The following is a 20,833-nucleotide window of genomic DNA, read 5'->3' as shown; positions in this document are numbered from 1 at the left end:
TCTTCAAATTGTGCAAGTATTTTTGAAGGAATATCTAATATTCAAAATGGTTGTTTTTTTAGCTGTTTGTGAAGATAATGACCTATCGCTCCATAGATTTCTCTTTGTTGATGTTGTAATATTTGGCTTAATAATAGTTGTAAAAAAGGCTCTTTTACTTGAATATAAGAACCTAGGTTAAATTGCTCACTTAGATTAAAATTATGCCCAACAATTGTTGCTGGTCTTAGATCACTGACTAACTCTAACAATGCCATTAAGGATTGGGGATCTATGTTATCTTCTTCATTGTTTTTTTGTTGACGAGCCAGTAGTTCAACTAACCATTGTTTAACTTCTTCAATTAAGATATTAGCAACAATTTTTGTAATGTTTAAATTTGCTAAATTTAGTAATTTATTTCTCATGGATAAATCCAACATACTGGATTTCCAACGACTAAAGCGTTTTTCTACTACTTTTGGTAAAGGCTCTTTTTCTTCAGATTTTACTTCTACTTCTACTTCTGATTTTATATTTTGTTGAGCTAAAGCCGCCTGTTTTAATATTTGTTGGGCAAGACTGGTAACTTCTTCTTCGTTAACTTCCGTGTTTATTGCACCCATGCGAATAGGCAAAGGTTTATAACCTTTTTTCCGACAGATATTAATATCAACTGCACCAGTTAAGGGTGTAGTATTGAGAATATTCTTACCCTGTTCTACTGCTTGTTCAAAAGGAGGTTGTGGATTAGACGCATAGGTACTGGAGTTGAATAATAATAAATTGTCTGACTCGATAAAGTTAATTAGCTTTAGTTTATCTTCAATAATTAAATTATAGTTAATAATGTCTTCTTGTAACCAAACTCCAATAAAAGCATGACCTTCAACTAAGACTACGAGGGGATATAATCCCATTTGTTCTAAACAGGAACAAGCTAAAACCGTTAAATCAAGACAAGTACCCATTTGGTCATATAACACCATATCAGCCAACCTAATTTTTTGATTTGCTTCAAAAGATGCAGGAGGATTAATATAAGAAATACCAAAATCTTTAAAAGTTTCATATAATGCTTTCGTCATTTCATAAACTGTTTGAGCATTATGTTGATAACCAGGTAGAGAATTATCCCCTGTATTGTGTTTTTTAATTTCTCTAACTTGTTTAAGTACCTGCATTATGACAGGATGATTTGGAGTAATAAAACAAGCTAATAGTTCTGGATAAAAATCTTTTAAATTCCAATCATTATAGGCAGATAAAATAACATCTTTTTTGACTTGCTCTAAAACTTCTTCATCTTTTTTTAACTTACATTCTAAAATTATCCTTTCTGCTTCTAAAGTTTTTTCCATTCTCGCAGTTGGTAGTCTTAAATCCAACTCTTTTTCTTCTATTTTATAACGTTCTCCACCATGGATTCTGGGTAAAGATATTGTTTTTGGAGGTACTTCAAAATCTGGATGTAAAGTTATTTCTATGAAAGTATTTTCAAGGGGAAAAGTATTTTGATTCTCGATATAAATAGCTTCAATTAATGGTATTCCACACTGTTCTAAAGCAAAGTTAAAACATTCTTTATTTTCTATTTTTATTGTGATATTTTCCATAAAACTTTTCCCTATATTATAAATTATTAAATTATTAAATTATTTTAATAGTTAATTTTTCTTTTGATTTCATTTTTTGGCAGCCATTGCTGATTTTGAGTATGATTGGTATTGAGTACGAATCACTAAACTATTTATTCAATGGCTGTTATTTAGAATTGCTAGATTTTTATTCTCATACCTTGATTCAGCAACGCCAAAAATTGAGTTAAATTAATTACCCTATCAATAGTATTCCCACAATTACTATTAATATTTCTCTAACGACAAAATTATATGGAATAGTTTATATCTAATCTAGTGTTAGTCTTTTAAAAGAGAAATTTGTACACAAAAAGAGCTGCTACCCAATACGCACATTGCTCACCACTAATCGTACCTTTTACTCATAAAACACTATTCTTCAGGAATTTCTATTGTGGTATTTTCATCAGTAATAATTCCCTCTAAATTGGCATCAGTTAAATCTGCATCCGTCAAATCCGCACCAGATAAATCTGCATTACTCAAATTCGCCCCCGTTAAATTAATATCGGTTAAATTTGCATCCGTTAAATCCGCACCAGATAAATCAGCGTTAGTTAAATTAAAGCCACTCAAATCAAGATTACTTAAATCAGTATCACTTAAATCAATATCTTCTAAATCTTCCGTCCATTCCCGTAAACGGTCTAACTCATTTAATTTAATTAATCCTAAGATAGCATCTCTGTTACTGGTCAAACCATCAAAATCAGAAAAACAAGTAACTATCTCAAATAGAACATCCGTTGTATCTGGTATATCTTCAGGAGTTGTAAGTAATTCAATTATATGTTCTGGGATGCCAGACTCCTCAAAATAACCTAGATAGTCGAAACTAAGACTACCAGAATTATGAATTGTATTGAACACATAAGCCATAAATTCATGTACATCGGCGATTTTACCATTCACGGCATAAGTCTCCGAGTTATAGCTCAAACGACCAAAAAAACAATCCTCTGTAAAATTAGCTGATGATAAAGCATAAACAAAGGGGATTATATCAATGCCACCTGTCAAACCGCTACCATCGTCTCCCCATACAGATTCATAATCAACCCAATCAGCTTTCCAAGTACGAAGCCAAAGGGGAATTAAATATTGTTCGACAAATTCAAATTCTACGAAATCACTATCTAATAAATAAGCCTCTTGATCATTTTTACCTATTAATCGAGCAACTCCAATTTCCTCATTTTGCATTAACAATCCTTCTATATACATAGAAAGTTGTCCATGTAGCCTTCCCGCTTCTTCATCACTGAGATAATTTACATTTAAACATTGATTGATTAAATATTTTTCTTTTTGATGATGGTTAGTTTTCCCCATTGTTTTTACTCCTTTTATTTTAATGGATGATCAAATTTCTACTTACTACTTATTTGTCCTATTCACTTTGATCATTTGTGCAGTTTGCCTTTAATATTTTTTGATGAAGTTTAAAAAGGAGAAAAGATGACTTCCCCTAGTTTTCTCACAGTATGATTCAAACTAATTAAACTTGTTTTCTAACTCTTGAATTAGTAATTCCGCATCCTTATCATCTTTAATAGGAGAAAAAGCAGATAGTGGATGATGTATCTTAAATTTACTCAGAATATCTGCTGGTTTAATTCCATCTTCGATATTATCCGCTACACATTGCCACTCCAAATCTAATCGATATAAATGTGTCCCATTTTTAACATCTTCTATTGAACCCTCATCAACTTTTCTGTAGGTGGTATCTTTTTTGATAATTCCCCAACCTAAAGCTCCATATTCATTAGCGTAAGCAATGATTGTATCTCCTTTACAATAGGTCGCATTTCTATCTTCTGGATTAATACAACTTAAAACATTATTAGTTTTGACGTATTGCCACCATTCCTGCTCATTAAAACCAATATTATGCCAATACACGTTACCTGAAATCGATAACAAGCGCACTTCTCCTTCCCCGATGATAATTCGTACATTATCCCCAAAATTGGCTTTTTCTAAACAGTTTTGAAGAGTATAAAGCTCTTTGTCTAATGTCATTGATTGAACGGTTGTCATATTGTCATACCTATTAATTTTGAAGAAGGTTAATATTTTGTGCTTACTACTCATTTATGATATTTATTTTCAAGATAGATGTAGCACATTGTTAATATTTATTGATGAAGCCCCTTGGGCTACAACAAAAGTTTATGGACGATTACGGCGTTTTTGATAATTTTGATATTGGGCATTTTTGCGCATAGATTTAGTCTTACCCCTTTCCAAATCATCAAGCAAATCATTCATTTCAGCCATTTCAGGTGCCATCATCTCAAGGGATATACCAGAAGTCATCATCTCTTGTTTTGCCATCTGTAAACGCTCCTTCGTTCCAGCAATATCACCCCTATCAAGGTTTTTAATAGCCTCCTCCTTTGCCCGAGAAGCCATTAACTTTGCTACTTTTGCCTTAACTTCCTCATTAAAAGGATAATCATTCAACTGGCTTGATGTAACCACGGGTAACTGTAACTTGTGGTGGGATACCTTTCTTGATTGGGTTTCACCGTCATCATAAGCCAAGCGGAAGTTTACTAAACACTCAGATTTTGCCATGGCAGGGATTTTTAACCGTAACACCACATCAATATCATTTCCTGCCACCAAGTTAGGTAATTTATAATTGCCAAATTCAGTTTTTTCTAAATCATTAAAAACATCCACTACCTTTACCCCTGCAAAAGTTCTAATACCTAAACTCACCTTCTGCCCAATGGTTGCCATTATCCCCTGTAACTCCCCTGTAAAAATATTCGGCAGTTGTTCAGGGTTTTGGATATAGTAATAGTTACCATCCCCAGAAAGAGCCATTCCCTGCATCAAATCCTCATTAAAATCATCACCGATACCCATGGTTGTGGTGCTAACTCCCCGTTGACTTAAGCCATGAACGCTATTACCAATAACATCAGGATTAGTTTCCCCTATATTGGCTAAACCATCGGATAACAAGATAACTCGATTCAAATACTCAGGTTGTAGATGTTGACTAACTTGGGTTGCACCCTCTAACCAACCATCATATAAAGCTGTCATACCATCAGGCTGGATTTTTTCGATGCGCTTGATGATATTAGATTTATCCGTAACTATCTGGGAGGGGATAATTACTTCTACTTCATCATCATAGATAGTAACGCTGAGGCGATCGCCCTGTACTGTTTCAACATCGCCCTTAGACAACTGCTGTACAGCATAAATGGCAGCTTGACGGGCATACTCCATTTTATCACCGTGCATCGACCCAGAGCGATCTATTACCAATCCTAAATTAAGGGGAGGACGTTGTTGATTCGTTTTAATTTCAGGCACTGTTATCCTGACAACCACATCAAGATTCGTAACCTTATCAGAAGAAATAGCATCCCTTAAACAAATGAATTGCACTTGGGGCTTAACATTGCTCATAATTACCTCTTTTTAAACCATTTACTTAAAATATTGCTTAAATGTTCCATCAAGGATTCCTTTTCCTTGATACTATTGGGATAAAGAAAATCATCACGAATATGTAACTCTAAACCATCCACAACCTTTAAACGAGTCCAATTTTCCCCTTCCGATATATCAGACTCCTCTCCCATCAAAGGAGCGTTATGGGAAGTAGAATTATCCAATGCAGACATAGTACGCTCGTTCTGATTAGAAGGTCTAAATTGGAGGGTAGTAGAGGGTTTGTTTTTCTTTAAATCCGCTAGAAAATCCAATGCAGAGTTGCGAGAACTTGCATTATCACTTACGGTGGGATGAGCTGTAGTAATATTGATTTGCACACCCCCAACTAATAAACTTTTTAACTCCTCATTAGTTTTCGAGGTTAATAAATCGTTAATGGCTGATGTGCCGATACCGTCACTCAATAAACGTTTGATTAACAGTAGCTGTAATAGATGACGATAGTTATAAAAAGCATAACGACTTTGGCGCATGGGTTCATCCATTAATTTTTGACTGGTATAACTACGCACCAGACGGGTGTTAATTTCTTCTTTTACTTTGGTATTACCTTTTATCTCAGGGAAATAGTCGGGTAATAATTGATTTGCTACCTCCACAAATTCATCGATTAGCCATTCTTGATGGCTGTTTTCTAGGCTTTTTAAATCCATATTCTTAATATATCTATTTATTTCTAAAATGTCAATACCATTTTATATTGTAACTGAATCTCTGGTTAATACCCTAGTGGAAGAGAAATATCTGAATCTTTTATAACCTAAGCGTTACGGGGCTTGAGTAGCAACCGTACAGAAAACCACGCTAAGGCTAAAGTTCTCTCTCTGTCTAAGTTTCAAGAACCTACTTTTTAGACATGATCACTGTATTAATTAAACTAAGGTCTATTTGGTACAGAAATCTACTACGAGATTTCAAGCGTTTGAGGGTGATAATTTTTAGAGGGTTTAATTGGTACAGTTCTTATCGGGGTTTCTTGTACAAATGCTACTCAAACGCCTGTAGCAGTTTGAATATAAGCTAACTTGTCCGCTGTGTGTTCATTTAACTTAGTGTTAATTTCTAACATATTTATCCCCTAGCTTTATTGAACATAATTTTTGAGCCATTGATAAAACTCTTCTTCCCCTATTTTTCCTTCAGCTAAAGCTAGTATTATTTTAGTGGCTTCTAATTGAGAGGCTATGAGATTGAATCCATTTAGTGCTAAAAACAAACCCACCGCCAAAAACCCAGCTCGTTTATTACCATCAAAAAAAGGATGGTTGCGAACTACTCCAAAACCATAGGCCGCAGCTAATCTAACAATATCTTTTTCTTGCTCATAGTTATATAACTGTAGTTTAGACTAAAAAAAATTGTAAGAGAATAAGTAAGCTAACAAAGATTAGCTCAAAAAGAAGATAAATGAATTTAATAATGGCTTAAAAGTTATTTTTTTGGTCTTTTTTTAGTCTTAGATAAACGCTTTTTAACCGTAGGATAAACTTTAGCTTTGTTTCTTTTTCGCCCTTTAGGCCACCCATGAGATTTTCCCCGACTTTTAGGAGAAAGAGTAGGACTGCCAATATCCATCAATAATGAAATCATAGACTGAGCAACTCTTCCAGGGGTTAAATTCTGTTGAGGTTTTTGCCATGGCAGATGATATTCTTTGACTAAATCCTTGGATAACCATAGCTGCCAAGTGATATTGACAATTAAATTGCTCCACCTTTGACAACTCTCAGGAGTGCGAAAACGAGGTAAAGTCCAATGTAACCTTTGTTTGGCGAAACGATACCAGTGGTCAACACCAAATCGTCGGCTATATTGAATCCAAATATTGGAAGAAGATAAAAATTGCTCTCCCACCCAGATTAACCACAGTGGGCGATGTAAAGCACCAGTTTTTTTCGGCTTTAATCGTTCAATTTTAAACAGAGTTAGCTTTTGTGAAGGGGCATTGTAGAAATGAAGTTCTTCCCATTTACTCATACGTATTGTTCCTAGGGATGAATCTTCCATTTCCAATATTTCATGGGCATGGGGAAAATGGTCACATTGATTTAATTTCAACTTTGCCCCATGTTTTTTCGGTCTGCCTCTCCCGCTATAGGGTGGAGGATTACCATATAGACATAGATTCGAACGTACTCTAATCAACTTACTGATTTCAATATCTGCGGTTTGCTTAATAAATTTGCCATTGCCATACTCACAATCCAACACTACTAATTTCGGTTTATTTTCTGGCAATTTTCTACACACTTGCCTTAGTTGCCATGTCCCTTTACCCAGAGGATTTTCAAAGGATGTGATTCTTTCGTGTCTTAAAGGTAATGCCCAACTTCCTTTCTCATTCAATGGTGGTAACCAAGCGATAGTGCTATATCCTTGTCCTATGACCGATGAATTGCTCGATGAATTAGAGTATTGATAAGTTCTATCTTTCATGGTGGGGCTATCTCTAAATGCCCACGGAGTGTGGTCTATACCCAGTAATATGTATTCTAATGGTGGTATTTCTTGAATACATCTTTTCATCAATTTGTTACTATTTAGCCGACAATCTTCTATGGCTTCATAGGTACTATGCCATTGACGCCGAAAAAATGGAGATAGGGATAGTTGAGCTACACTTCCTACTTTTTCCATGGTCATTATACTGTCCATCAACTCAAAAGTTGCATCTTTACTTTTGACCAACATTGAGTAACTATCTTCACGGAACTTTTCTATTCTGCTATATTTGTTCATGGAGAGAAAACTATATTTTTGCTTATTTATATTTTCTCTCTATTTTTCTTTTCTGTCTTGCCCTTCCTTCTTTCTCTCCCCATTTAGTCTAAACTACAGATATAAATTCAAAGGACGATATAATGCTGATTCTAGTAAGCCTTCATCCCTGATACCAGCCAATCCCCCATGCTCTGCCAAACTTTCCCCGTGGAGGTAAATTAATGCTTTTTTATTCACCCATTTAATTTCGGTCATACAATAGTAGGTAATTATTGTGCTAGAGCTTTAAAAGTTTCTCGGTATTGTTTCATAAACGTTCTACCAGCTTTTAACTGTTCCTCTATTTCAGGGTCATAGGGAGTTAGTAAATAACCATTAGGGGTTTCAATAGCAAATAAGCTATCTCCCTTTTCTACTTTAAGATTACTGAGCATCTCTTTGGGAATTACCGTACCTGTAGAACTACCTACCGTGGTGAGTTTTAGTTTGTGCATAGTCATAGAAAGGATGAAGATTATAATACTTATTAGAATTACCATTATACGAAATAGTAAATCAATTCATCTTCCCCGCACTGTTACGATATGATGGGTGAACTTTGAAAGAGTGTCTTCAGATATTTATTGATAGTTAACAAACCAACAAGAGTAATCATGGAGCAATTGATAATTTTTAGATAACCGCTCCGTTGCTTCCAATTCTGACAAACATAGTTCAAACTTTTTCCCATCTTCCATTCTTTGTACAGAAACTCCTATCTCACTCCACTCATTAAAGTCTGTTTTTAATTCAATGAGTTTAAACGTATCTAAATATGAAGCTCTTGTTTTTCTTAACTGCTCATGTTCTTTTTTTGACCCATTGCCAAAAATGTAAAATTCTTCCCAACTAAAATCTTCTATTCCTGTCAAATAACAAGGCATTATTAAATTGTTCTGTAAATATTGTGCATAAGTATTTAACGTTTTTTTATCAACTGATAGAAGTTCACCATCAGAGTCAACACCAATAATTTCAGCAATGGTTTTCTCTTGGTCTTCCCAACTACGTTCAATCACTGGCTGTTCACTTCTTGGCAGTCTCCAAAAAATGTTTTCCACCCCTAACTTCTTCGCTATTTTTCTTTTTTCACCAACATCACCAAAACCTTTTGATTGTTTTTTCACATTGTTGCTCCTGAAATTCTAAGGGAAGGAAGATTAAGATATATAGACCAAGGTTACGATATGATTAATTGAGGGAAAGATAAAGGCAATATCTCAACCTCTTTTATTAGGATGCGGGGTAACGCAACTATGAATAATATAACAGAAATTGTCTCCTTAGAGGAACTAATGTACCTATGGCTCTCCGATAAGAGCAAAACTACGGTGAACACTTATAGACATACTATTAAGCAGTTTATGGAGTTTGTAGGGAAGGATTTGGAAGAGATTAGGTTGGAAGACTTGGTGATGTGGAGGCAAAGGTTACAGCTTACCTATGGTGAGGTGACAGTAAATAACAAACTCCGTCATATTAAAAGCCTACTCTCCTATGGCTACAAGATAGGTTACTTAGAGCATAACTTTGGTTCTCTCATCAAACTAGGGAAAGAAAAAAACCGTATTTCAGAGAAAATTCTGGAGATAGAAGATGTTCAGTTACTCATTAATGGAGCGAAGATGCTCAGGGATAAATTACTGCTAAAACTTATTTATGTCTGCGGATTAAGGGTATCAGAAGCAATAGCTTTGCAATGGAGAGATTTAAGGAGAAACAAGCTCACCGTATTTGGTAAAGGAGGAAAAACAAGGATATTGTTAGTACCTGATTGGTTGGTAGAACAATTACAGCAGTTAAGGGGTGGTAGTAGTTTTATATTTGTCTCTAAGAATGGTAACAAGCTCCACCGTTCCATGGTACACACGATGATAAAAAGGACGGCTCAAAGAATGGGAATCAACCCTGAACTTTCCAGCCATTGGTTAAGGCACTCCCATGCTACCCATGCTTTAGAAGCTGGTTGCAACCTCAGATTATTGCAACAATCCCTTGGTCATAGTAATATTAGCACCACCGAGAGATACTTGAGACTTAATCCCCGTGAAGGTAGCAGTGATTTTATGACTATTCAATAAGTGTAAACGTTTACCTAAAATAACTAGAGGCTATTTATTTAGGCTCTGATAATGGGCGGAGTAGCAAATCCTTTCGAGATCGCCCTGTAATATATTATTTTTGTTAAACTTGTTTTTTCCATGATGTGACACAAAATGGATTTAGTATTAGGGGTAAAGCTAGGGAAGCTGCAAAATCGGAAAAGTAGCTGAAACCAACTAATAGTAAAGGTTATATAATAGTTTTACAATATTTCTTAAATACTACAGATTAACTGTGACAAAGTTCCGAATTTTATTTAGAGATGACACTTTATGATTTTCGTTGAAATATAAAGGTTAAAAAAAGCCTTTTGGGATATAGTTATAATAAATAAGTTCCGACTCTACCTAAAATCAGAACTTTTTATGTTCTATAGAGAATATATTTAGTTACTTTCAGTAACGGGTGAAACCTTTACAATAATTGTATTTCAGCGAGTTGGCACGCTTCTTGCAGCTTCCCTAGCTTTACCCCTAGAACAAGAATTAGGTTATAAATGCGTTGATAAAATATTATTATGGGTAAATACTAATAGTCCAGATTCAATTATAATTTAACCTATCAAGGTTGGTGATTATTATGAAGAAATTAGATTGATGCTCCATGAATCTGAACAAGTAAGAAATTAGGTAAAAAAAAATAATTTGTCAATTTAATAAACATTTATAGTATTAGTTGATAGTTCAATAATCTTGTGTTTTAATGGCTCTGGTTTATGTACTTTTACTTATCCATCAAACCCCAAAATCCAGCGAATTAAATCAAAATCATTTAGTGACCATTGTGTTAGGATACTTTGACAGGATTAATTCCACATTTGGGTTAGAAAATCATGAAAGTTAATCAAGATGGACTGAGACAATGGGTTAATTTCATCGCCATTCTAGCTGCGTTTGGCATTAATGTCTGGGCTAACATTGCCCCTTGGAGGGGATTAACAATGGGTGAAATTTCGACTACCTTTTTCCCCAATGTACTGATCATTCCCGCTAACTATGCCTTTGCTATTTGGGGACTCATTTATTTAGGATTAATCAGTCTGGCTATTTACCAAGTTTTACCAACTCAAAGCAATAATCCCCGTCTGCGCCAGATGGGCTACTATTTAGCCATCAGCAGTTTGAGCCAAATTATTTGGGTATTCCTTTTTCAATCTCAATTGTTTGCCCTATCGGTTATGGCAATGGTCGGAATTTTAGTTCCTTTAATTCTTCTCTACTTGAAGTTAGGCATTAACTTAACAAACCTTCCTTCCTCACAAAGATGGTTGATTAACTTTCCCATCAGCATCTATTTCGCCTGGATTAGTGTAGCGACTATTGTCAACGTGGCTTCGGCTTTGGAAATAGCAGATTGGAGTGGCTGGGGAATTAGTCCACCAGTTTGGACAGCAATCATGATGGTAATAGGTGCGATTGTAGCTGTAATAGTCATTTGGCAACGCAGGGATAGCATTTATGGCTGGGTGTTTGTTTGGGCTTTAGTCGCTATCGCCTTCCGACAGGGACAAAATCCCACTCTTGCTGTCATTGCCGGGGTGTTAGCTGGACTTCTGGTAATCATCATCAGTATCAGCAAAAAAGCTGAGGCAAAGAGGAAAAGAATTTAATGGGCGAAAATCAAGCCATTACGCAAGATTTGGGAGTTTCAGTGGCGTAGCTTGAATTGGCACAGCATCACATCCAGAAAACTCCCAGCCAACTGTCCATGGTTTTATGGCAGTATGGGTTTATTCACTTGGGGCGATGAGATTAAATTTTTGATTGCCCTGAACCAATAATGAGTCTTAACTAATGGATAAAAAGATTATTTCACTGCTACCAAGTGCCACAGAAATTGTCGAAGCTTTAGGATTAATGGAGAGTTTAGTTGGGCGCTCCCATGAATGTGACTATCCAATGGAAGTTGGCAACTTGCCCATCTGTACTGAAGCGAGGTTGAATTCCAACAAACCCAGTGGGGAAATTGATGCTGACGTGCAATCTCTCTTACAATCAGCCTTAAGTATCTATCAATTGAAAACAGATGTTATAGAACAACTACAACCGACTCACATTATTACTCAGGATCAGTGCGATGTCTGCGCTGTCAGTTTTCCAGAAGTGGAAAAGGCAGTTGCTTCCCTGATTTCCAGTCAACCTCAAATCATCTCCCTACAACCGAATTTACTCAAAGAGGTTTGGGCAGATATTGAACGAGTTGCCCGAGTATTAGATGTTCCTTGTGAACCGGTTTTACAACAATTACAGGGAAGAGTGCAAAAGATAGTCTCTCAAACAAAAACCTTGTCAGAAGATAACCGTCCGACTGTGGTGGCTTTGGAATGGACTGAACCTTTAATGGGAGGGGGAAATTGGATTCCAGAATTGATGGAAATGGCTGGGGGCAAACCCTTATTGGGGAAGAAAGGGGAACATTCACCTTATCTAACCTGGGATACGTTATCTCAGACTGATCCTGAAGTCATTATTATAATGCCCTGTGGCTTTGATTTAGAGAGGACTCGTCAGGAATCCCAAGTGTTGACAAAACACCCTGACTGGAACAATTTAAAAGCGGTCAAGCAAGGAAAAGTCTTCATCACTGATGGGAATGCTTATTTTAACCGTCCCGGTCCTCGTTTAGTTGATTCTTTGGAAATATTGGCTGAAATTATCCATCCAGATGGCTTTAATTTTGGTCATCAGGGAAAGGCTTGGCAACCTCTAGGGTAAGAGACAACGACAAGAATAAACATAGGGTTCGCACAACGAGAGGGGATCTATGCTGAAACTATTTCATAGTAAAAGTTTTAGCTTATCTCGCACTATTTTGTACGTATCTCAGCTTTACCCCATAATTGAAGGCATGAGATTTATGCTGTTTGATAAGGAGAATGACCAGAGGATTTGTTTTGGCGATGTAGGATATGATGGGATCAGCAAACGTGAAAATTACCATAAAGGAGTAACTATCATGGTTAATCTTGAGCAAATACAACATGATATAAGTGAATTACCAGAAGAGGCACAAACTTTAGTTACTGATTTTATTGAGTCATTAAAAAAACGCTATTCCATAACTGAAAAACAAGAGCTTGAGTCAGAAAAAACCCTCTATGACAAATTTGAAGCCATTGGATTAATTGGATTTTGTTCCGTTGAAGAAGATTTATCAACCACATATAAACAAGTTCTAGCAGAAACATTAGAAACTAAATATGATCATTGTTGATACAGGATTTTGGTTAGCTTTGATAGATCAGAAAGACTCTTATCATCCAAGAGCGAAACAAGCCTTAAAACAATATAATGAGCCTCTCATGACTACATGGTGTGTTATCACAGAAACTTGTTATCTTCTTTTAAAGAGAAAAGGAGTTGATGCTCAAATTATTTTTTTGAATAGTTTTCATCAAGGTTTGTTTACAGTTTTTGACTTACAACCTGACCATACAATTCGTATTACTCAATTGATGAAACAATATCAAAATCTCCCAATGGACTTAGCAGATGCTTCCCTTGTTGTGTTAGCAGAACATTTGGGACACGGACGTATTTTTTCAGTAGATCAACGAGACTTTAACACGTATCGTTGGAAGCAAACCTATCCTTTTGAAAATCTACTCATTTCCATTTAAATCGAGGGTTGCTTTGACTGGGGTAATCTATGTCCAAAATAACTGTTCTGCAATGGTTTCAGCTCTCTGCATTTTTACCTCTATAAAAAATATTCTTCAAAGGTGCGCTCGTTACCTCCTCCTTCTCCTTCTGGTGTTAAGATGCACTGGTTATCTGCCTCGTCTCCTTCTGTTAGTTCCTGAGTTAGTAGTGATAGTTCCCGAAGCTGATTGTGACGAGGGTATCTGCTCCATTAATTTCTTTTGAATCTCCTGCTGTTTTTCAACGGCTTCGAGTTGTTTAATCCTCTCTTTCTCCTGCACCTCAAGGGTGTTTTTTACTCCTATTGTCTTCTCCTCAAAATCATCATAGGTATCCCTTGTAAACCTAAAGTTATTAAGAATCCATGGCTTATTAGGTGCAGGTTTAATCCACTTAATCATCTCATCAGAATTATCAACCTTACTCACCACCAAACTTTTCTTACTCCTTTCAATGGCATAATAATCACCCTTATAACTCTCAGTATCCTGATTTTTGAGTAGTTGTTCCATGGTATTCCTATACTGCTCTAACCTCTTGATAAACTCATCATCAAATTCAAAACTAGGAGTAGTGGTTTGATAGTCCTCTAACCCTTTTATATCCAACACCTTACTCATCCCCTGTAGAGTATATTTCGCTCCTAAAGTATTACCCTTATAGTGACTATTTTTGTAACCATAAACAATACCGCTCTTCTTCTTGTAAACTTTGACTCCCTCTTGGTTTAGGGCTAAATCTAATTCTTGAAAATCCTTACATTGCTCCTTACTCCTATCTAAAATATCTCTCAACTCTTGTAATACTTCCGTGCCTTCAGGGCTTGATAATCCATGGTAGTTTTCCAACATCCTCAATACCCTTTCAGACTTACGGTAATCCCAATAACTAGACACACAGCTTCCGTCATGTCTTACTCTACCTGCCACAATATGGATATGCTGATGTTCCGTATCATCATGTTTCACTACCACATAAGGTACAGCAAGGGATTCCCTACCAAACATTCGCCCTTCACCCTTCCTTTTCTCCTTCTCCAACTTATCTAAATCAGGTTCTTCTTCCCCAAAGCCCATGCCATATAAATAATCATAGGAGATTGCCCTTAACTTTCTATTATCCAACTCACCTTCATTCGGGTTAAATGAGATTGTGGCGTGATATACAGGTTTTCTCATCCTCCCATTTAACTGACAACATAATTCAAATCTTTTACTAAGGGCGATCGCTGTTTTACCTGACAGGTTACTTTCTATGATTTCTTTTTCTTCCCTATCAAGTAAGTACGATATACATCGGTAGAAGTCACTTCCTTTTATTTGCTTTGCTACGGGCATAGTTCAATTTCTTCCTCTACTTCTTCTAACACTTTTGAAAAATCTTTAAACTTCTTTTGTTGCTCCAATGGTATATATTCCATCAATTCTTCAATCTGATTCCTCACCTCTCCTAACTTTAAGATTGCTTTCACTTTTACTTGGCTTGGTGTCTTGGGAATCTTTCTATACAATACTGACTTAAATAAATCTGATAGGGTTATCCCTCTTTCTTCACTAAGGGCATTTGCTTTTTCCTTTTCATCTTCATTAAGGTAAACTGAACAAATAATTTTTCTAGGCAAGTTTTTTCCCTCAAAACGTCATTTTTTGGCTAAATCCACAACAAATAACCCTATTTTATTGCCTACCAATGAAAATTGGATTAAAAAGTTAACAATTTGCAAAAATGGCTTGTTTAAACGAGTCCTCGTGGGTGTAGCGATTGTGTGGAGAAATGGAGAATTTTGATGATTGAAAATGGGTTAAAATCAGAAAATGACCCTTAATAGACCCTTAATAAGGGATGCCTTTTTGTAAAAAAGACAGTGAAAAAGGGTAAAAAAACCCATTTTTTAAACCCTTAACAGACCCTTAGTAGGGTATATTGTAAAAGTAGAACAAAATTACTTCAAGGCTGATTATAAAAAACAACAACAGTTAAGGCTGATGTTGAACTTTTTAGTTAGTAAGATGAAAATAATGGGGAGATTATGTCAAAATTAGCATTCAAACTTTACTATTCTCCAGATTCAAACGATAAAGTATTGATGGAGTTTTTAAAAAGTTATTCAAAAAGAAAAGGAAAAACTATAACGGAAGTTATATTGGACACTTTAAGAAATCATTGGTTGCCTATTGCTCTTAATAATCTACAAGATGAAGATAATATCGGATTATCAGATTCGTTTGATTTAGAAGAATCGGCATGGCAATCAGTAGGTGCTTTAAGTTCTCAGATAGGACTAATAACGAATCAGGTTGACTTAGGATTTGACCTTTCAGATTTGCTATCTTCATTCTCAAATGTAGATGAGGAAGTCAATGAGAAGAAAAAAGATGATGATTCATCGCCAAAGTTTAAAGGTTTAGGATTTTAAGGAGTAAAAATAAAGAGGTTACACTAGCAATTGTCACAAACTCTAGTGAGTGTATCCATCACTTTATCAACCATGAGAAAGTTAATTAGGAAAATGATTGTATGATGCCGGGGCGATCGTTTTCTTAATCCTTAGTCTGTATTATGATTTCTGAGTATTTGCTTGTTACTAAGTTTGTTGGTTAGAACTCGGTTGATGCAAGAGACGTGTAGGCGATTTGCTCTTTTAGCCACTCTACAGGCTGTTCCTTAATTGTTATTATTCAACCTTTGTCCTGCCACCATTGGTGGCGTTAAAAGACAAAGCAACGAAACGGCTCTTCCCTCACAGAAGCGTTATGGCTACATTCGTTATGGCTTCAACGAGAGCGTTATGGGTTGGGTGTTTTCTCAAAACGTGCTAAGGGTTATTTAAAATTCATGTTAAGAATAGCTTTAAAAGTATATAGGGCAATAGATTTGAGGGTTAGTCATTTATTGAGGATAAGAGTTAGTTAATCTCCAGACATCTTGTTCTGCATAGTTTTGATAAAGTTTTAACATGAAAATGCAGTAACCCTTAGCACGGATTTAATCAAGTCGTTTGAGGATAACGGATACAGGGATAGTCCGAGCGTTCAATTAAAGTCTCTCATCTGTTGCATTTCTGGCATAATTTTTTTGATGAGATTATATAGATAGCGTTACAAAGAGGAAAATGATTTAATTCTCTTTTTCTACTTGTGGTTCGCTATGAGTCTGGGAGTGTTGTGTTGGTTTAGTTGCTTTCTGTGAAGCTTTTTTCTTGACAAGCTGAGGTTTCGGTATTGGTTTTTTCCTAGGACAAGCATAGGGGATTACCTTTTGTATTTTGAGAGTATCCCCTTCCCTGCGACACAGTAGTTTATAAACGTAACCAATCCACAGTTTCTTTTGTTTAACCCAATCCTCGGTATTGCTAAAAGTAAACTTAAATTCTGTAATAAATCCTGTTTTTCTAGCTTCTTTTCTAACCGTTCGGTCTGCGATGGAACGTTGAACTGTGAGATTTTTTTGTAATGCCCAAAGTCCAATAAATTCCCATCTTTCCCAACCTTGCTCATTAGTGGGCATATTGCCATCCCATCCCACAATCTGAAAGGCGACTAATTTATTATCTTGCATTTTGGGATAACCCCGAAACCAATGCACCCCTAAAATATCAGGTTGCTTAAGAACTAACGACTCAAGATAAGGACGGGTAAAAGTGGCTTCAAGAGCTAAACCATCGGGTAATATCAACTCGTAGCTACTTTCATCATCAATGGGGGGTACTAAGATACCTTGCACCTCTGAGATCGCCTGATGACATCCATTACCTGCAAGGATTTTATACTTTTTAGCAGGGGGTTTTTTATCTTTCTTCTTTTTCTTTGACTTGGTTTTCTTATCCTTAACCTCAGATGTTTTATCATCCTCTTTGGTGGAAGATTCTGATTGTTCGCTTGTTTTACCGTCCTCCTTGGTGAGTTCAGAGAATTCTGGTTGCTTGTCTGTGCTTAACTGTGCAAATAAATCCTGTTGCTTAGGGGTTATGGTATCTGAATTATCTAACGTTTCCTCTGGTTTAGCAGGGGGATTACTCGTAGTTTCCTGCTTATCTTCTGTGGTAGTCTGCTTGACTTCTTTTGCTGATAAATCAGCTTTATTTTCTAACTCATCAATGTTTATTGGCGAGGTTTTAGGACAACAAATCTTACAAGGTTTAGCACCAGTAGCTAGGGCATCCGAGTATGAATCCATCTTTTGCCACCCGTCAGTATCCGCCTTGAAGTGACGGCATTGGTTAGAGTGAATTTTACTGGTAGGCGAGATGTAATATATAAGCGTTACTTCTTCTCTCATGAGTTAATGGCACTGGCTGTAATTGATAGAGTGTATATTTTCTCACACATTTGAGGTAAGCATAGGTAAGGGCTGTAAGCTATCACCAAATAATCTAAAAGTCTAAATCTAGGGATAACTGACCGATGCTGATATTCCCACGTTTGCGGGTATGGTAACTCAAATGACAAGCGGTACAAAGGCAAACCAAGTTTTCTTCTCTGTTATCCTCTGGTTGATAATTGGGGTAAAACTAGCGAAGCTGTCACAAGAGTGCAAGATAAATAACAACCTTTACACTAAAGGGAATCTAATACTCATCAATTTTCAAGATCTGCCTAGACCCCTCTGCGTTATATTCTCCCTAACGAATAATGCCATTAAGTTAATGACTATAATTGATGAAACATACTTAGTTTTCCCATTGAGTAAGACCATGATTAAGCAACTAGAAAAAGTAATTAATAAGCTATCAGAGTTATCAGAAGCACAGCTAGAAGAGATCGCACAAATGATTATGATAAGTATAGAAAGTAAAGAACAACTTGCCAATGGTTCTGATACGTTAAAAAAAATGACTGGAAGTATATCAGACACTACTTTATTAAGTGAATCATTATTAGCAAAAGATTGGTTAACAGAAGAAGAGGATAACGCATGGCAGAATTTATAAATCGAATCATAATTATTTTCTAATGAACTACGCATTTCTTAGCGTAGCGAAAATGCGTTTCTGACGCTTCTTTGCAGACATCTGCTTTTTCGCCCCAAGTTGCCTCATACTTCCGCATTCGGTAGAGCTTGACGACTCTGCGTCTAAAGAGGTACGTTCCATACCCCTGATGTAGTTTTCTATGACCATTACGGCAAGCAGTATCTCGATTCATAGTGAAACCACATTTTTCGCATTTATGCACCCTCTCAGATAAGTATTTTTTCATGTTGATATTTCCTTATTTATTTGATGTTTTGACATCCAAGGTTTAAATCACTGGTCACGATTATCATATTGTCATGATCAGATTGATAGAACAGCAGTTTTTGGTGAGGAGAGAACCTAATCAACAACATCCCCTGGCACTTAAAGTCCATTCGGGTTAAGGTCATTTTATTGTTATTTCTACGAACCCCTACGAAGCTATTGGGGTTTTTTAGGAAAAAATAAAGCTTTGAGCTTATCCCGAACTCAGGTGAAGAAATAGTTTTGGGAGAGTTAATTTTTGGTCGCTTTTTTCGTTTTCCTGCAAGAACCTTATTTTTAAGGTGTATTTTTTTCTCTTCTTTTTCTTCCTTTGCGTTGGTGTTAATTCTCAAGGAGAGATTAATTCTTCAATCTTAGCTAAGAGTTTTTCTACCTTTTGCCATTTCTTGGGTTCTTTTTCCCATAGTTTTGCTTTGTTAATAGATTTAGTGATTTCCTTAACTCTCAATTGGGGAGACTCATTATCTCGTTGGTTGCTATTACATAACTTTACCTGTTCCTTAATCTGAGATAGGGATAAATTATTCTCAATTACCTTCTTGAGTAATTCTTGTCTAGCGGTATCGTCTTTTATTTTACTAAGGGCGATCGCCTTTGTATAAGCAATTTTTCCCTCTCTTAGTACCGTTAATATATCTTCTGGTAGCTTGAGTAAAGGAAGACGATTAACCACAAACGATTGCCAACGACCGCGCCCTAAGTCTTTAAAAACCGATTCAATCACCTCAATTTCTGAGTTAACCATAACGTTATGGTTAAATTCTTTTTTACTCTCATTATTTATCTTATAGAGCAGGTTAACCACTGATTCCACTGACATTGTAAGTTTCTGAGCAAGAAGAAATAACACCCCCTCAGTTTCTTCTACAGGATTTAAATCTTCTCTTTGCAAGTTTTCAACAAGGGCTAACTCAAAAGCAGATTCATCAGATAACTCTTTGATAGTGACAGGAATATCATTAATTTCTGCCATCTGACAAGCACGATACCGCCTCTCCCCCGCCACTAACTCATACTTGTTTCCCAATGGACGCACCAGCAGAGGTTCAATTACACCGTGCGCTTTTATAGAAGACGCTAATTGTTCCAACTTCTCAGGGTCGAAGTATTTTCTAGGCTGTGAAGAAGGTAAAATAATTTGGCTAATGTTAATAGTCTCACCAGAAGACGATTCATCCCCGAATAAAACAGAGAGATTTGCTTGGGCACGATAAGGCTTATCTGATTTTCTAGGCATGAGTTAGTTTGGCAATACTAAGGGCAAGTTCATTATATATTTTTACAGCAGGAGACTTGGGGTCATAGAGCATAAGGGGAAGTCCATCTTCAGAAGCATCCGCAAAAGCAGTTAAACGAGGAATCGCTGGATAAACGGTGGACACCTTTCCAAACTCATCTGTGATTGCCTGAAGGGTTCTTTTATCTTGAGAATTAGCCTTACTATAACGGGAAGGGATAAATCCTCCTATCTGTAGTCCTCTGTTACCACGTTTTTTTACCTTCGCAATGGTTTCTAACAGTAAGTTAGTACCCTGAAATGCTTTGAAGTGAGTTTCAATGGGAATTAATACATGGGTTGATGCCACCAATGCACCATAGCTTAATAATCCTAAGCTAGGGGGACAATCAATCAAAATAAAATCATAGTCCGTGAGAGGGGCAATAGCTTCTTTTAATCTCACTTCTCTAAAATCTAGGTTGACTAGCTGTACCTCAGCAACTGATAAAGTAATATTAGTAGGTGCTAAATCAAGTCCATGAATATCATGGAGGATAAATAATGGTTCTTCATTGATGAGTGCATCAAAGGGTGTTTTCTCGAGATTTTCGGGTTCAATACCCATGAAAGTCGTTAATGAGGATTGAGGATCTAAATCAATGAGTAAAACACGATGGTTTAAAAGAGAGAGATGATAGCCAAGATTATAGGTAATAGTGGTCTTGCCCACCCCTCCCGCTTGGTTAAATAAAGCAATAATACTGGTCAT

At 36.2% G+C, this 20,833-nt stretch carries 24 protein-coding genes and 1 pseudogene; 8 read left to right on the top strand and 17 right to left on the bottom strand.

Translation table 11 applies throughout. The features are described 5' to 3' along the window. Positions 1 to 41 precede the first annotated feature (41 nt). The 10 genes from AA637_RS15320 to AA637_RS15275 all read right to left on the bottom strand — a co-directional run bounded on the left by AA637_RS15320 (position 42) and on the right by AA637_RS15275 (position 8,989). Positions 42 to 1,595: a hypothetical protein gene (locus tag AA637_RS15320; protein ID WP_446684732.1), complete on the bottom strand. Its 1,554-nt coding sequence runs from the start codon at positions 1,593 to 1,595 to the stop codon at positions 42 to 44. A gap of 396 nt (positions 1,596 to 1,991) precedes the next feature. Next, a complete protein-coding gene (locus tag AA637_RS15315) occupies positions 1,992 to 2,951 on the bottom strand; it encodes a pentapeptide repeat-containing protein (protein ID WP_446684731.1) in 960 nt (319 codons plus the stop codon). A gap of 162 nt (positions 2,952 to 3,113) precedes the next feature. After that, complete coding sequence (locus AA637_RS15310) at positions 3,114 to 3,716, bottom strand: hypothetical protein (protein ID WP_446684730.1); 603 nt, start codon at positions 3,714 to 3,716, stop codon at positions 3,114 to 3,116. A 78-nt stretch (positions 3,717 to 3,794) separates the two neighbouring features. Beyond that, on the bottom strand, positions 3,795 to 5,054 hold the full coding sequence (locus AA637_RS15305; RefSeq protein WP_446684729.1) for a vWA domain-containing protein: 1,260 nt from the start codon (positions 5,052 to 5,054) through the stop codon (positions 3,795 to 3,797). 2 nt (positions 5,055 to 5,056) lie between these two features. Further along, positions 5,057 to 5,755: a MerR family transcriptional regulator gene (locus AA637_RS15300; RefSeq protein WP_446684649.1), complete on the bottom strand. Its 699-nt coding sequence runs from the start codon at positions 5,753 to 5,755 to the stop codon at positions 5,057 to 5,059. A 431-nt stretch (positions 5,756 to 6,186) separates the two neighbouring features. Next, positions 6,187 to 6,411 (bottom strand): type II toxin-antitoxin system death-on-curing family toxin, encoded by a 225-nt coding sequence (locus AA637_RS15295; RefSeq protein WP_446684737.1) that lies wholly within the window; start codon positions 6,409 to 6,411, stop codon positions 6,187 to 6,189. 122 nt (positions 6,412 to 6,533) lie between these two features. Next, positions 6,534 to 7,841 (bottom strand): NF041680 family putative transposase, encoded by a 1,308-nt coding sequence (locus tag AA637_RS15290; RefSeq protein ID WP_446682790.1) that lies wholly within the window; start codon positions 7,839 to 7,841, stop codon positions 6,534 to 6,536. A gap of 93 nt (positions 7,842 to 7,934) precedes the next feature. Beyond that, the gene (locus tag AA637_RS15285; RefSeq protein ID WP_446684728.1) at positions 7,935 to 8,078 is read right to left on the bottom strand and encodes a hypothetical protein; all 144 of its coding nucleotides are present in this window, start codon (positions 8,076 to 8,078) and stop codon (positions 7,935 to 7,937) included. A gap of 14 nt (positions 8,079 to 8,092) precedes the next feature. Next, the gene (locus AA637_RS15280; RefSeq protein WP_069789459.1) at positions 8,093 to 8,317 is read right to left on the bottom strand and encodes an AbrB/MazE/SpoVT family DNA-binding domain-containing protein; all 225 of its coding nucleotides are present in this window, start codon (positions 8,315 to 8,317) and stop codon (positions 8,093 to 8,095) included. A gap of 126 nt (positions 8,318 to 8,443) precedes the next feature. Next, complete coding sequence (locus AA637_RS15275; RefSeq protein ID WP_446684727.1) at positions 8,444 to 8,989, bottom strand: hypothetical protein; 546 nt, start codon at positions 8,987 to 8,989, stop codon at positions 8,444 to 8,446. Between the two features lie 129 nt (positions 8,990 to 9,118). On the opposite strand from AA637_RS15275, the gene AA637_RS15270 reads away from it, so the two are divergent. The 6 genes from AA637_RS15270 to AA637_RS15245 all read left to right on the top strand — a co-directional run bounded on the left by AA637_RS15270 (position 9,119) and on the right by AA637_RS15245 (position 13,584). Next, on the top strand, positions 9,119 to 9,943 hold the full coding sequence (locus AA637_RS15270; protein WP_446684726.1) for a tyrosine-type recombinase/integrase: 825 nt from the start codon (positions 9,119 to 9,121) through the stop codon (positions 9,941 to 9,943). Positions 9,944 to 10,797: 854 nt separating this feature from the next. Continuing rightward, on the top strand, positions 10,798 to 11,574 hold the full coding sequence (locus AA637_RS15265) for a tryptophan-rich sensory protein (protein ID WP_446684725.1): 777 nt from the start codon (positions 10,798 to 10,800) through the stop codon (positions 11,572 to 11,574). A gap of 56 nt (positions 11,575 to 11,630) precedes the next feature. Next, the gene (locus AA637_RS15260) at positions 11,631 to 11,714 is read left to right on the top strand and encodes a DUF2949 domain-containing protein (protein ID WP_446684736.1); all 84 of its coding nucleotides are present in this window, start codon (positions 11,631 to 11,633) and stop codon (positions 11,712 to 11,714) included. Positions 11,715 to 11,758: 44 nt separating this feature from the next. Then, on the top strand, positions 11,759 to 12,679 hold the full coding sequence (locus AA637_RS15255; protein WP_446684724.1) for a cobalamin-binding protein: 921 nt from the start codon (positions 11,759 to 11,761) through the stop codon (positions 12,677 to 12,679). Positions 12,680 to 12,920: 241 nt separating this feature from the next. Beyond that, on the top strand, positions 12,921 to 13,178 hold the full coding sequence (locus AA637_RS15250; protein ID WP_446684735.1) for a DUF2281 domain-containing protein: 258 nt from the start codon (positions 12,921 to 12,923) through the stop codon (positions 13,176 to 13,178). Further along, a complete protein-coding gene (locus AA637_RS15245) occupies positions 13,165 to 13,584 on the top strand; it encodes a type II toxin-antitoxin system VapC family toxin (protein WP_446684723.1) in 420 nt (139 codons plus the stop codon). The genes AA637_RS15250 and AA637_RS15245 overlap by 14 nt, the downstream gene beginning before the upstream one ends. Before the next feature lie 150 nt (positions 13,585 to 13,734). Here AA637_RS15245 and AA637_RS15240 read toward each other — a convergent pair whose 3' ends face one another. Both AA637_RS15240 and AA637_RS15235 read right to left on the bottom strand, forming a co-directional pair. After that, positions 13,735 to 14,943, bottom strand: coding sequence for a relaxase/mobilization nuclease domain-containing protein (locus AA637_RS15240; RefSeq protein WP_446684722.1), 1,209 nt, complete (start codon positions 14,941 to 14,943; stop codon positions 13,735 to 13,737). Beyond that, entirely contained in the window at positions 14,934 to 15,227 is a 294-nt protein-coding gene (locus AA637_RS15235; RefSeq protein ID WP_069789433.1) for a hypothetical protein, read from the bottom strand. The genes AA637_RS15240 and AA637_RS15235 overlap by 10 nt, the downstream gene beginning before the upstream one ends. A 408-nt stretch (positions 15,228 to 15,635) precedes the next feature. Between AA637_RS15235 and AA637_RS15230 the strand changes: the two genes are divergently transcribed. After that, complete coding sequence (locus AA637_RS15230) at positions 15,636 to 16,022, top strand: hypothetical protein (protein ID WP_446684721.1); 387 nt, start codon at positions 15,636 to 15,638, stop codon at positions 16,020 to 16,022. Positions 16,023 to 16,723: 701 nt separating this feature from the next. On the opposite strand, the gene AA637_RS15225 is transcribed toward AA637_RS15230, so the two are convergent. Next, on the bottom strand, positions 16,724 to 17,782 hold the full coding sequence (locus AA637_RS15225) for a hypothetical protein (protein ID WP_446684720.1): 1,059 nt from the start codon (positions 17,780 to 17,782) through the stop codon (positions 16,724 to 16,726). A 196-nt stretch (positions 17,783 to 17,978) separates the two neighbouring features. Beyond that, positions 17,979 to 18,107: pseudogene (locus tag AA637_RS15220) on the bottom strand (HNH endonuclease); the annotation flags it as partial. Positions 18,108 to 18,251: 144 nt separating this feature from the next. Between AA637_RS15220 and AA637_RS15215 the strand changes: the two are divergent. After that, positions 18,252 to 18,536, top strand: a complete 285-nt coding sequence (locus tag AA637_RS15215; protein ID WP_446684719.1) for a hypothetical protein — start codon at positions 18,252 to 18,254, stop codon at positions 18,534 to 18,536. A 284-nt stretch (positions 18,537 to 18,820) separates the two neighbouring features. Here AA637_RS15215 and AA637_RS15210 read toward each other — a convergent pair whose 3' ends face one another. From AA637_RS15210 to AA637_RS15200, 3 genes are read right to left on the bottom strand one after another with little or no spacing between them, the layout of a single operon-like run. Then, positions 18,821 to 19,177, bottom strand: a complete 357-nt coding sequence (locus AA637_RS15210; protein ID WP_446684718.1) for a hypothetical protein — start codon at positions 19,175 to 19,177, stop codon at positions 18,821 to 18,823. Continuing rightward, positions 19,174 to 20,082 carry a ParB/RepB/Spo0J family partition protein gene (locus AA637_RS15205; protein WP_446684717.1) on the bottom strand — a complete coding sequence of 303 codons (909 nt, stop codon included), beginning with the start codon at positions 20,080 to 20,082 and terminating at the stop codon, positions 19,174 to 19,176. The genes AA637_RS15210 and AA637_RS15205 overlap by 4 nt, the downstream gene beginning before the upstream one ends. Then, on the bottom strand, positions 20,075 to 20,833 hold the full coding sequence (locus tag AA637_RS15200; RefSeq protein WP_069790896.1) for a ParA family protein: 759 nt from the start codon (positions 20,831 to 20,833) through the stop codon (positions 20,075 to 20,077). Before AA637_RS15200 ends, AA637_RS15205 begins: the two co-directional genes overlap by 8 nt.

The organism is Cyanobacterium sp. HL-69 (assembly GCA_002813895.1).
In the GTDB taxonomy this organism is placed as follows: domain Bacteria; phylum Cyanobacteriota; class Cyanobacteriia; order Cyanobacteriales; family Cyanobacteriaceae; genus Cyanobacterium.
Note: the sequence above shows the minus strand (reverse complement) of the source record. Positions and strands in the feature narration are given on the sequence as shown.